Consider the following 12,310-nt stretch of genomic DNA (forward strand, 5'->3'; position numbering starts at 1 on the left):
CATCTTTTGAATGAAGAAAGGAAGTTATATGATGCAAAAACGGACACTGGGAAATAGCGGCTTGGAAGTTTCGGCAATTGGGCTTGGTTGTATGGGAATGAGCTACGGATATGGTCCAGCTTCGGACAAAACGGAGATGATCGCGGTCATACGGGAAGCTGTTGAACGCGGTGTAACTTTCTTTGATACCGCAAGAAGTCTATGGTCCATATATCAATGAAGAACTCGTCGGCGAAGCACTTTCTCCTGTACAAGATCAGGTTGTCATAGCGACGAAGTTTGGATGTGACATTCAAGGTGGCAAACAGAGCGGAATGAATAGCCGTCCTGAGCAGATCAGGAAAGTTGCCGAAGAGTCTCTTAAACGACTTAAGATCAAGGCAATTGATTTGTTTTACCAGCACCGTGTTGATCCGGATGTACCGATTGAGGAGGTTGCCGGAGCCGTGCGGATCTGATTCGAGAAGGTAAAGTGAAGCATTGGGGGCTGTCGGAAGTCGGCGTGAACACGATTCGACGTGCACATGCCGTTCAGCCGATCGCTGCTGTTCAGAGCGAATATTCCTTATGGTGGAGACGTCCGGAAGAAGAACTGATTCCAGCGCTAGAGGAGCTCGGTATTGGTTTTATCCCTTTTAGTCCTTTGGGTAAAGGATATCTCACGGGAAGTTTTAATGCGAAAACAATGTTTGATCAGGGGGATTTGCGTAATATTCTGCCACGCTTCACTCCAGAGGCCCTCGAGGCCAATCAAGTGCTGGTTGATCTGTTGAAAGAGAAGGCGGATAAGATCCAAGCCACCCCTGCACAGATCGCACTTGCTTGGCTGCTAGCCCAGAAACCGTGGATCGTACCGATCCCAGGAACGCGCAAGTCAAGTCGTCTCAAAGAAAATATGGGAACGGCGAACGTTGAACTTACAAACGAAGATGTACAGAGCATTAATGATGCAGCTTCAAAAATCACCCTGATGGGTTCTAGATATACGGAAGAATTGGAGAGAAGAACGGGTCTTTGATCCATTTTAGTATGCCAGAAAGATGGGTGGAAAGGTTGAGCAAACGCTTATCGAACCAAGTGAAGCAAATTGTAATCGAGAGATTGGAGTCTCACATCAAAAGGGAAGAAAATCCGATTTTCAAAGAATTGTATCTCAGTTACTGGATAAAATTAACTTCATAAAGGAGTGTTTGATTATGGAATATGTAAAACTGGGTCGTACCGGACTGGACGTTTCGAGATTATGTCTTGGTTGCATGAGCTATGGAGTCCCTGAACGCGGAATCGCTCCGTGGTCGTTGAACGAGGAAGAGAGTCGTCCTTTTATCCAAAAAGCGCTGGACTTGGGTATTAACTTCTTTGATACAGCCAACGTCTATTCGGATGGTACAAGCGAAGAAATCGTGGGTCGTGCGTTGAAGGATTTTGCTCGTCGTTATGAGGTTGTTATTGCAACAAAGGTTTACTTCCGCATGAAGCCGGGGCCGAATGGTGCAGGTTTGTCGAGAAAAGCCATTATGAATGAGATTGATAACAGCTTGAAGCGCCTAGGCACCGATTATGTGGATCTGTATCAGATCCATCGATGGGACAGCAGTACTCCAATAGAAGAAACGATGGAGGCCCTTCATGATGTTGTTAAAGCGGGGAAAGTCCGATATATAGGAGCTTCTTCAATGTACGCCTGGCAGTTTATGAAGGCTCAGCATACGGCGGAACGCAACGGCTGGACCCCATTTGTCTCCATGCAGAATCTGTTGAATCTGATGTATCGGGAAGAAGAGCGGGAAATGCTGCCTCTCTGTCGTGAAGAGGGGGTTGGTATAATTCCGTGGAGTCCTCTAGCTAAAGGGCGTCTTACCCGTGATTGGGATGAGAAGACAGCCCGTTCATCGAACGATGAAGCAGGAGACCGACTTGCTGCGGGAATGGTTGATGCCGATCGTAAAATCGTGGAGACTGTCGCTGATATTGCGAACAAACGAGGTGTTTCCAGAGCGACCGTTGCACTGGCATGGGTATTGCAAAAAGAAGGGGTCACCGCACCAATTGTAGGTGCAACGAAAGAACATCATCTGGAGGATGCCGTAGCTGCCTTGTCCGTGAAGCTGGATGCGCAGGAGATTGCAAGCTTAGAGGAATACTATGTACCGCACAAAATATACGGTATGTAAGTTCCCTTTAGCACTAGTAGCGAAAAAGGGTTGCCAATCAAAAAGAATTGTGTATAATTGGAGTCACATCAAAATACTCAAATGTTTTCTAGGGTTCCGCGGCATCTGTGTCGGTCTGGTCCGAGAGAAAACTCACAGCCTACGGGTTGTGTCACGGAGGGATAAAAGCCTGGGAGATGAACTGCTTCATGCAGTTCGTTTTCCGGGCTTTTTTTATTTTGGCTGCATGTAACCAATAATACACGTAGCTATATTTGATAAGGAGTGTGACAGAAATGAACAAAACCTGGTTGTCCGTCGTTATTGCAGCTTTATTTGAAGTCGGTTGGGTCATTGGATTGAAACATGCCAGTAGTTTTCTGGAGTGGGGGGCTACAATGATCGCCATTATTGTCAGCTTTACCTTAATGATTGCGGCTTCCCGCTCACTTGATGTAGGAACCGTATATGCGGTTTTCGTTGGTCTCGGTACAGCCGGTACCGTACTGGCAGAAATTATTTTATTTGATGCACGAGTACAATCCAGTAAAATGCTGCTCATTGGAGTTCTTTTACTGGGCGTCATCGGTCTTAAAATGCTCAGCAAAGGAAAAACAAAGGAGGGACATGAATCATGAACTGGGTATATCTTATTTTGGCAGGTGTCTTTGAAATGATTGGGGTTATGATGATTAATAAACTGCACAAAGATCGTAACCTGACTTCAATCATGCTCCTGTTTGCAGGTTTCGGATTAAGTTTTCTGTTCCTCTCGCTGGCGATGAGGACTCTTCCAATGGGAACGGCTTACGCCGTATGGACAGGAATTGGTGCGTCCGGTGGGGCAATCCTCGGCATGATATTTTATGGAGAACCTCGAAATGCCCTCAGGATCGTATTTATCGCCATGGTGCTTGGATCAGCAGTTGGATTAAAACTGGTGAGTTGATCGCTTGGGGACCTTCATGAACATTTGCAGAATAGGTCCGCCCAAAAGAACAGTTATGATGGTCCCTATTCCAATGGGACCGTCTGTGGCTATAGCCAACATCAGGAAACATAAATAAATCAATGTTCTTGTGAAAAACACGCCTTTCTTAAGCAGGCCCTGGAGTATGATCATCGTATGGTCAACGGGGATCCTGTACACTTGAGCCTTCAAATAGATGGCAGTTCCCAGTCCCGACAGGGTTAACCCTACGGTAAAGAAAAGGAGTTGATACATCCAGGAGGATGGGGTGGGAACAATTGAAAACAGAAAAAGCCATAAGTCGATGCCTATTCCAACCACGAAAGAGGTTATCAGCCCAGCAAATGCTGGTTTTTCTTTGATTAACAGGGAGTTCAGCAATATCATTAAAAAGGCAATGATGATTTCCCAGCTTCCCACCGTTAATCCCACGTTATCATGTAATCCAACCAACAACGCATCAAAGGGGGATACCCCCAAGTCCGCCCTGATCATGCAAGTGATTCCCATGCTTAACAGCAGTATCCCGAATAAAAATGGAGCGACCGTACGGTTCAATGTTTTTTTGTTGAATAGCCTTGTTATCAGTAATTGCAAAGTTAAGATTCCTCCTGACATATCCATGATCTGATTATTGTAAATGATATCATTAATGTTGTAAATACAACATTTTTAAGCGTGTGTTTAATGTATAAAATGATCAGAGCATGAGGTCGTGGAGTTGTATTAGTGAGGTTCTTTTAAAAGAAGATATACAGAAGGCTCTTTTAATGTTATCCTTATGTGTTACGTTATGAAATGAAAGATACGTCAAATGAATATTTGTTGCGTAAATGAAGGAGACCTAATGACATTTAAAGACTTGAATATTATACCCCCGATTTTGGAAGGTTTGAGCAAAGCGAACTATACTTCCCCAACACCTATACAGGAACAGGCGATTCCAGCAGTGTTAGCAGGCAGAGATCTACTGGGCTGTGCACAAACAGGAACAGGGAAGACGGCTGCATTTTCTGTGCCAATCATTCAACTATTAAGCGAAAAGTCGAATGCTCCGAAATCCGGACGTCACATTCGCTCATTGATTTTAACACCAACAAGAGAACTTGCGATTCAGATTTCGGACAATATTAAGGCTTATAGTCGTTTTACCGATATTCGTTGTGCCGCGATCGTAGGTGGAGTATCGCAAAAAGTGCAAGAACGAGCCTTGAATCAAGGGGCAGATATTATTATCGCAACGCCTGGCAGACTGATTGATTTGGTCAATCAAAAGCGTATTGAGCTAAAGCATGTGCAAATATTGGTACTTGATGAAGCAGACCGCATGTTGGATATGGGCTTCATTCATGATGTAAAAAGAATCATCTCCAAGATGCCAAGTAAGAAACAGACCCTGTTTTTCTCAGCAACAATGCCTCCTGAAATAACAAAAATGGTGAAAACGTTGCTGGTAGATCCGGTAAAAGTAGAAATTACTCCCGTGTCCTCTACCGTAGATCGAATTGAGCAGTCCATATATCTATTGGAGAACGGGAAGAAACAGAGTCTGTTGAACCATATCTTGCAGGACAAATCCATTGTCTCGGCACTGGTGTTCACTCGTACGAAGCGTGGAGCCGACCGTGTGACACGTGATTTGTCCAAAGTGAATATTACGGCTCAGGCCATTCATGGCAACAAGTCTCAGAATGAACGACAACGAGCACTAAACAATTTCAAGAGCGGAGTTACAAGAGTGCTTGTGGCGACGGATATAGCGGCGAGGGGCATTGATGTTGAAGAACTTTCGCATGTCATCAACTTTAATCTTCCTAATATTCCAGAAACGTATGTTCACCGAATTGGCCGTACAGGTAGAGCAGGGAACAGCGGAATGGCGATCTCTTTCTGCGAAAAGGATGAGCTTCCGTTCCTGAAGGATATCGAGAAAGTGATCAAGAAGACCATTCCTGAAGTGAAAAATCATCCTTATCCGATGACCGGAGCTCCTGCGTTTGTAAAAGCCGATCAAACATCGAAGTCTGCAGCCCATAAATCTGCAGCCAATAAGCCAGCGAGGTCAAAAGCGAATCCGGCCCGTAAGCCCAAGTCCGAGTGGTTTAAGAAGAGTGGCAAAGCCGACCACAGTAAGCCAAATCATAGTAAACCTAATCATAATAGTGCAAATCACAGCAAACCAAAGAGCGGCACAGTGAATAAAGCACTTTAAACAAACGAACAAAGCGCCTTCTCCAATTCGTGGAGGAGGTTTTTTGTGAACAAAAATAATGTGATATTGATAATCATTTTCAATAAGGATAAAATAATAAACATGTTATTAAACAATCACAAGGCATGGTATCCGTGCATTGAACTTGAACAATCAGGAGGCGTAAATCATGTTCATTCAAACTCGCGTTATGGTAGTCGAAAAAGGCCACAGTCATAAACTGGTGGAACGTTTCAGTGCCCCTAGCCCTGTAGAGGAAATGCCGGGGTTGATTGATTTCAGTGTAATGGTCAACAAGAAGAGTAAAGAGCATGAAGAAGTCATGGTTCTGATTCGTTGGGAATCGGAAGAAGCATGGAAAAATTGGGAGAAAAGCGATGTGCATATGAAAGGTCATCGCGAAAAAAGAGGACAGGAGAAACCAGAGTACCTCATTAGCACTACGGTAAATATCTACGAGGTACAGAAAGTGAAGACAGCAAGGGTGTCCAATTCATAATTCGAAGGAAACCCCGACCTGAATGTACATGTGGAAGACGCTTCTCAATATCGGACAGATGTAAAAGAATTTACCCCAGATTCATTTTTATTAGAGCTCCTAACTGCTCGGACATGACTTCTGGGGAATGTGGCATCTCATTCTTTAGCCACCACTCAACGACTCCCACATAAGACATGACCACATATTGCAGGATGACATCTTCACTTAGTCCGGATTTCCTGGCCTGAGATAAGTGTACTTCCTCTTTAAAGTCTTCAGATAGATATTCAACCAGCCGATTGCGGAATTGTGTTGCTCCCTTACTGGCCAGCATCGTTGAGAAAAACAAATAATTATGTTCCAAATACGTAAACCAGGGAATGATGGATTCTTTCCAATCCAAATCCGAAACGGATTGACATATTTCACTTAATTCATTCATATGTCCATCAATCAGTTTGTCTAACAGGTCATATTTATCCTCGTAATGAAGATATATCGTTCCTCTGCTAACGTCTGCTTTATCAGAAATATCCTGAAGAGTAATCTCATCGAAATTTTTCTCTGCCATCAATTCAGTCACTGCTGATTTGATGGCTTCTTGCGATTTCCGAATTCTTCTATCCACTTTAGGCATATCCCCTGACCACCCTTTCACTGATAATAAACAATTTTATAATAATTGTTCATTAATGAACGAACACCTCACATTTAGCAATGGTAAACCCTCTTTTTCTGTCTATAATTATTAACAGATGCTCATTAATAGATCAATATTTGTTTTTGTACACGAGATGATTCAAAAAATATTGAAATTAAATGAGTGAGGAGGGGGAATAGGTGATGCAACGTTTATGGACGAAGTCATTTATTCTAATGACGTTGGGTCTGCTTTTTCTGTTCACTGCATTTTATATGTTATATCCAACCCTGCCGCTATTCATTAAAGAGATGGGCGGTAATGAAAAACAGATAGGTATGGCAATGGGGGCGTTGATGTTATCATCCGTAATTTTTCGGCCGTTTGTTGGCGGGCTGCTTGATCGATTCGGAAGACGTCCGTTTATGATCGGTGGTTTACTCCTGTTTATTTTAGCAATGTATACGTATAACTGGATTGGCGGAATCATTATGCTGCTTGGACTTCGTATCGTACATGGGATTAGCTGGGCAGTATCCACGACTTCCATGATGACAGCCGTGACTGATATGATTCCCACCGCACGGCGCGGGGAAGGTATGGGGTGGTTTAGCACCTCCATGACGCTGGCAATGGCGGTTGGCCCCATGATCGGTCTGGGGATTATGCAAGGCACAACATATCAGACGATGTTTCTCTTTGCTGTTGGTTTGTCCGTCGTGGCCCTGCTTTTGACGCTGGGAGCCAAAATGCCATTCCAACCACATACGAACAGGAAGAAAATTCAAATCTTCGAAAAATCAGTTTTGCCTGTGATGACGCCAATCTTTTTTCTCTTCATTGCCTATGGGGGAATTACGACCTTTGTCCCCTTGTTTGCGGAGCAGATCAAAGTCAATTCCGGTACATTTTTTCTGGTCTATGCTGCCACACTTGCGCTATCCCGGCCCATTGCCGGAAAGCTGTCCGATAAGAAAGGAGAGACAGCAGTCATTGTCCCGGCGCTTATCATTACGATCATTGCTTTGATTGTGCTTAGCTTTGCAACCAGTTTGCTTGGCGTGCTCGCTTCAGCGGTTCTGTACGGGATCGGCTTTGGTTCCGCTCAGCCAGCTCTTCAGGCCATAACGCTTCGCCTTGCTCCCGAGGATCGGAAAGGGGCAGCCAATGCCTTCTTTTCAACGGCGACTGATCTCGGTATCGGACTGGGTGCCATGGCCCTGGGTCTGGTATCGGAATACATGAGCTATCACATATTGTTTATGGTTAGTGCTTTGTCGGTCATGGTTTCTTTTCTGCTTTTCATGATCTACGTAAGACGGTTGTTGAAAATCAAGCAGACGTTGCCTGCCAAAACGAGTGATTCCGTTTCACTGTAGTTGAATGGTAGTGTGTCAAATCAGATTTGTAGTATAATTTGTGCAGTTAAGAGCAGCAATTATTTCATGATGCGGAGGCTTACTGCATGTTCGTTAGAGAGATAGAGGAAAAAGATAATCAAGAAGTAGAGTCTCTGATTCGAAGTTGTTTGATCGAATTCGGGGCCAATAAGTCAGGAACAGCGTGGGCTGACCCGAATCTGGGCGATTTTTATCATCTTTATCAACGCGAGGGCTCCAGGTATTGGGTGGTTGAGCATAACTCAACCGTTGTGGCTGGCTGCGGTATCGGACCTGTGGAGGGATTTTCACATATTTGTGAATTGCAGAAGATGTATGCCTTAAAAGAAGCACGAGGCACTGGAATCTCATATGAATTGCTTCAGATTTCCCTTGATTTTGCCAAAGAACACTATGAACAATGTTATCTTGAGACGCTTAACAATATGGTTGCAGCCAACAAGTTCTATATCAAGAACGGTTTTATTCCATTAAAGGAACCGCTAAATGCAACAGAGCACTTCGCTTGTGATGCATGGTATATCAAAACATTATAAATTCAGACCTCATGCTCCAAAAGCCTAGTTCAAGCGGCAGATTGCCGACGATGAATTAGGCTTTTTTGTACTTTTATATACCAATATACATTAAAGAAACGTCAAACAGAGCTGCTCCACGATGCGGTCGGGAGAGTTGCCGCGTACTTTTTTTTGAAACAGATACGAATCATTACTCATGGCGGTCAGAAGCATGTCCGTTTTGAACAAGCTGATGGCCTGCGACTCGTCACTCTCTGTTGCATTCTCTTCGAATAATCCAAATAGCAGTTGATGCAATTGGTCATAAAGAGGACTTGAGGTTCTGGACTCTGATCCTTGATATACTGCATTCTCGATACCCGAGAGCATCTCCGCATTTTTCTCTCTAAACTGGATAAACAACGTCAGCAGACCCTGCAATCGCTCAGATGGTGGATGCTGGGCATTCTCCTGCAAGTATATTTCCACATCATCGAAGAACAGCGCTGCGTTATCTTTGATCAAGTCCATGCATAACTCACTCTTATTGCGGTATCGGCGGTATAAGGTACCCGCTCCAATCTGCGCTGCGGAAGCGATCTGATTCATGCTGACCCGCTCGACGCCGTGCAGCTCGAATAATTTGCTAGCCGCATCCAAGATACGTTGGCGATTCTCGGCGGCATCCCGTCGCTCCGAACGAAAGGTTGTATTGGTTTTATCCACTGTCTGTCACTTCCTATCCTTCAATGTCCAAAATTTGACAAGGGGAGAACTCTCCGTTTAATATCAAGAAGAGGTTAAACGGAGAGTTCTCCCCTTAATCTTAATCAAAACGAGAGGGATGTGCAACCCGGTATCGCAACAAGCGGAGTAGTGCTGTCTACTTTATGTGAGGCAGCGGATAAGGATTATGCGTTGACTGTACTTTCTGATGCTTGTCTGGATAGGGACCCGGAAGTTCATCGTGTTCTCGTAGAGATCGTATTCTCCCATCAAGCTGATGTGCTGGCTGTAGATGATTGGATACGTGCTATTCATTTAAACCAATAAAATAGTCGAAGCGAAAGGATGGTTATGATGAGTGAGCTAGATCTTAATGTTTCACAAAAAGCAGCGCTGAGCCTGTTTAGTGGAGATCGTGGTAAAAACCCGTTTTCACTGATCAAGCAGTTGCGTGATACAGGCCCTGTTATTCCAGTATCTTTGCCAATGGTTGGTACAGATCGCGGGCAGTGGTTGGTCACACGAATGGAAGAGGCGTCACAAGTACTCAAAGATCACGCCCACTTTACGGTAGACCCACTCACCATCGACGGTAATGAGAATATCCTGAAAGCCTATGTGGAAAACATAGATCCAGATGCTCCTCCAACGTTCTTTACCGGAAAATCAATGCTCTCTGTAGATGAGCCTGATCATCGGAGATTGCGTCGACTGGTCTCCAAAGCCTTTACCCCAAAATATATGGAAAGTCTTCGTCCGCGTGTGCAGCAGATCGCTGATGAATTACTGGATCAGGTTCAGGCCAAGGGTGAGATGGATTTGGTCAAGGACTACGCCTATCCCTTACCGATTCATGTGATATCCGATATGCTGGGAGTGCCTAAAGCAGATCGGCCGCAGATCCAGACCTGGTCCTCCGCAATTGCACACGGTCTGGGCCTCGGAGTGCGTGAACCGGGAGTGGAAGAACACCTTCGAGCTTTCGGTGACTATACGGCACAGCTGGTAGCTGAGAAACGCAAACATCCTGCGGATGATTTGATCAGCCAATTGATTGCTATAGAAGAAGAGGGCGATCGACTCAGTGAACCGGAACTGTTATCCATGATTACGTTATTGATCTTTGCTGGCCATGAGACGACATCCAATCTGATTGCTACGGGCGCAATGATGTTATTGGATCATCCTGAACAATTGGAGAAGCTCAAGGCTGATCTTAGTCTGGCACCTTCTGCTGTAGAGGAATTGCTGCGTTTTAACGGGCCTGCAACCATTGCCGGACCTCGTTTTGCAATTGAGGATATAGAGCTGGCAGGACAACAGATCAAAAAGGGAGATATGGTCATCCCTGTACTGAAATCAGCCAATCGGGATGAACTTCAATTTGAACAGTCAGAGGATCTGGATGTTGCCCGTCATATTAATCGTCATCTGGCTTTTGGCCATGGCATTCATTCCTGCTTGGGAGCTCCACTTGCCCGTGTGGAGGGAGATATCGCCTTTACAACGTTGTTAAAACGCATGCCTAATCTGCGACTAAATATTCCTCGGGAAAACATTGAGTGGCATTTGGCGCTAAGTTCGCAGAGTTTGGCTGCCTTGCCTGTCGCATTTTAGCAGCAAGAGTTAGAGTTAAGCTTCTATTTGTAAAAAAGAACGTATATACTCCAAAAAAATCCGCCATGTTTGGCGGATTTCTTGTGTTATGCTATAAGTTTCATTACGATAGGTAAAATCAACAATTCCAAACAAGACATAATCCCTCACATTGTCTCTATCTTGTTGATATAGCGGATTTTTCATCGAAGGAGGTATATGATGAAAACATTTTCCAAGATAAGCATTGGCATCGTAATACTGATCTATGCTGCGCTCATCAGTATTCGTATTTATCAAGGAAACTTAAGTATGACAACGTTAGTGTGGATAACAGCCATTTCTGCAGGGGTTATTGGCATTTTAGTCGGTTTACCGATATGGTTTGCGCACATTAACCGGAAATTGTATGAAAAACTAAGAAGAATGATGAAGTGAAAAGTAATTTGATACAAAATAAATGTTTTGTTACAATATTATCAACTGAATTAAACTTTACGTTTAAATTTCCTGTTTCATAAATACATAAGAGGTGGTGAGCGGATGCTTGAGCTGAGTTTTGATAATCCGGATGAGCTGGTTACGGTCACGCATGCGTTATCGACTCGATCCAGAGTGGATATTCTCCGACTACTGATCTCCCAAAACCTGAATATAGTAGAAATCGCGGAAGCTCTCAAACTTCCCGTATCCACGGTAGCCAGCAATATCAAGGTTTTGGAAGCTGCAAGGCTGATTAATACGGAACTGCTGCCTGCCTCTCGCGGGGCGATGAAGGTATGCAGCCGCAATTACGATGACATTCATATTGCTCTTAACCTGGAGAAAGCAATTCCCAAAGGCGACATTCAGGTGTACGAAGTGGATATGCCTATCGGTCATTATAGTGATTGTGAAGTGTCACCCACTTGTGGCATGGCGAATGGAGAGGGCATGATCATTCGTGAGGATGAACCCGCCAGCTTTTATCATCCGAAGCATGTCGGAGCGCAGATTATGTGGTTTCGTAAGGGATATGTCGAATATTTGATGCCACTGGAGATTCCGGCAGAAGCGGTAATCGAATCGCTTGAACTGTCCATGGAAATATGTTCTGAAGCACCAAACTATGATCATAATTGGCCTTCCGATATCTCCGTATGGATTAACGGTGTGGAAATTGGCATGTGGACATGTCCTGGTGACTTTGGAGATCGGCGCGGAAAGCTCAACCCTGCGTGGTGGTTTGAATGGTCAACACAGTATGGTTTATTAAAGACATGGCGAGTGGACAAAAACAAGACGACGCTGGATATGGAGAAAATTTCAGCAGTTGATCTGGCTCAGCTTAACCTTCAAAACAGCCATAAGTTAAGGGTGCGAATTGGTATGAAGCCGGATGCGGTTCATCAAGGAGGCGTAAATCTCTTCGGGCGACAATTTGGAGATTATGACCAAAATATCAAGATGACTGTACATTATGCCATTCATTAGAAATAGATGAGGAAGAAAGGCCTTGGTTGCAGATATTATGTAACTAAGGTCTTTTTTTATTTAATAGTTACATTAAATATGTTTGAAAGCGTTGACAAGAGATGAACTCCCTTATATAATCCCCTATAGATACAGTAATAATGTAATAAAACAATTATATCG

13 protein-coding genes, 2 pseudogenes and 1 riboswitch are annotated in these 12,310 nt (G+C 44.1%); of the genes and pseudogenes, 12 read left to right on the forward strand and 3 right to left on the reverse strand.

What is annotated here, in order from left to right; genetic code table 11:
- Positions 1–31 precede the first annotated feature (31 nt).
- From PPA03S_RS01145 to PPA03S_RS01160, 4 genes and pseudogenes are all read left to right on the forward strand, one after another.
- Positions 32–1,018 (forward strand): annotated as a pseudogene (locus PPA03S_RS01145) (aldo/keto reductase).
- A gap of 178 nt (positions 1,019–1,196) precedes the next feature.
- Entirely contained in the window at positions 1,197–2,174 is a 978-nt protein-coding gene (locus PPA03S_RS01150; RefSeq protein WP_062318971.1) for an aldo/keto reductase, read from the forward strand.
- Between the two features lie 77 nt (positions 2,175–2,251).
- Positions 2,252–2,352, forward strand: a riboswitch (guanidine-I (ykkC/yxkD leader).
- A gap of 97 nt (positions 2,353–2,449) precedes the next feature.
- Positions 2,450–2,791 carry a DMT family transporter gene (locus PPA03S_RS01155; protein WP_062318972.1) on the forward strand — a complete coding sequence of 114 codons (342 nt, stop codon included), beginning with the start codon at positions 2,450–2,452 and terminating at the stop codon, positions 2,789–2,791.
- Positions 2,788–3,102 (forward strand): DMT family transporter, encoded by a 315-nt coding sequence (locus PPA03S_RS01160; protein WP_062318975.1) that lies wholly within the window; start codon positions 2,788–2,790, stop codon positions 3,100–3,102. The genes PPA03S_RS01155 and PPA03S_RS01160 overlap by 4 nt, the downstream gene beginning before the upstream one ends.
- On the opposite strand, the gene PPA03S_RS33175 is transcribed toward PPA03S_RS01160, so the two are convergent.
- A complete protein-coding gene (locus tag PPA03S_RS33175) occupies positions 3,085–3,747 on the reverse strand; it encodes a YczE/YyaS/YitT family protein (protein WP_245683481.1) in 663 nt (220 codons plus the stop codon). The genes PPA03S_RS01160 and PPA03S_RS33175 overlap by 18 nt on opposite strands.
- 223 nt (positions 3,748–3,970) lie before the next feature.
- Here PPA03S_RS33175 and PPA03S_RS01170 point away from each other — a divergent pair, with 223 nt between their 5' ends.
- Positions 3,971–5,335 (forward strand): DEAD/DEAH box helicase, encoded by a 1,365-nt coding sequence (locus PPA03S_RS01170; RefSeq protein ID WP_062318978.1) that lies wholly within the window; start codon positions 3,971–3,973, stop codon positions 5,333–5,335.
- Positions 5,336–5,504: 169 nt separating this feature from the next.
- Complete coding sequence (locus tag PPA03S_RS01175; protein ID WP_062318980.1) at positions 5,505–5,834, forward strand: antibiotic biosynthesis monooxygenase; 330 nt, start codon at positions 5,505–5,507, stop codon at positions 5,832–5,834.
- Between the two features lie 70 nt (positions 5,835–5,904).
- Here PPA03S_RS01175 and PPA03S_RS01180 read toward each other — a convergent pair whose 3' ends face one another.
- Entirely contained in the window at positions 5,905–6,453 is a 549-nt protein-coding gene (locus PPA03S_RS01180) for a TetR/AcrR family transcriptional regulator (protein WP_062318982.1), read from the reverse strand.
- 206 nt (positions 6,454–6,659) lie between these two features.
- Here PPA03S_RS01180 and PPA03S_RS01185 point away from each other — a divergent pair, with 206 nt between their 5' ends.
- Complete coding sequence (locus PPA03S_RS01185) at positions 6,660–7,835, forward strand: MFS transporter (RefSeq protein WP_062318984.1); 1,176 nt, start codon at positions 6,660–6,662, stop codon at positions 7,833–7,835.
- 86 nt (positions 7,836–7,921) lie between these two features.
- On the forward strand, positions 7,922–8,392 hold the full coding sequence (locus PPA03S_RS01190) for a GNAT family N-acetyltransferase (RefSeq protein WP_062318985.1): 471 nt from the start codon (positions 7,922–7,924) through the stop codon (positions 8,390–8,392).
- Between the two features lie 90 nt (positions 8,393–8,482).
- Here PPA03S_RS01190 and PPA03S_RS01195 read toward each other — a convergent pair whose 3' ends face one another.
- Positions 8,483–9,079, reverse strand: a complete 597-nt coding sequence (locus PPA03S_RS01195; protein ID WP_062318988.1) for a TetR/AcrR family transcriptional regulator — start codon at positions 9,077–9,079, stop codon at positions 8,483–8,485.
- A 129-nt stretch (positions 9,080–9,208) separates the two neighbouring features.
- Between PPA03S_RS01195 and PPA03S_RS32130 the strand changes: the two are divergent.
- The 4 genes and pseudogenes from PPA03S_RS32130 to PPA03S_RS01210 form a co-directional block, all read left to right on the forward strand.
- Positions 9,209–9,406, forward strand: a pseudogene (locus PPA03S_RS32130) (isochorismatase family protein); the annotation flags it as partial.
- Positions 9,407–9,430: 24 nt separating this feature from the next.
- Positions 9,431–10,696 (forward strand): cytochrome P450 family protein, encoded by a 1,266-nt coding sequence (locus tag PPA03S_RS01200; RefSeq protein WP_245683482.1) that lies wholly within the window; start codon positions 9,431–9,433, stop codon positions 10,694–10,696.
- A 198-nt stretch (positions 10,697–10,894) separates the two neighbouring features.
- Positions 10,895–11,113: a hypothetical protein gene (locus PPA03S_RS33625; RefSeq protein WP_157283895.1), complete on the forward strand. Its 219-nt coding sequence runs from the start codon at positions 10,895–10,897 to the stop codon at positions 11,111–11,113.
- Between the two features lie 105 nt (positions 11,114–11,218).
- Positions 11,219–12,148, forward strand: a complete 930-nt coding sequence (locus PPA03S_RS01210; protein WP_062318993.1) for an ArsR/SmtB family transcription factor — start codon at positions 11,219–11,221, stop codon at positions 12,146–12,148.
- Positions 12,149–12,310 lie beyond the last annotated feature (162 nt).

The organism is Paenibacillus pabuli NBRC 13638, assembly GCF_001514495.1.
GTDB lineage: Bacteria > Bacillota > Bacilli > Paenibacillales > Paenibacillaceae > Paenibacillus > Paenibacillus pabuli.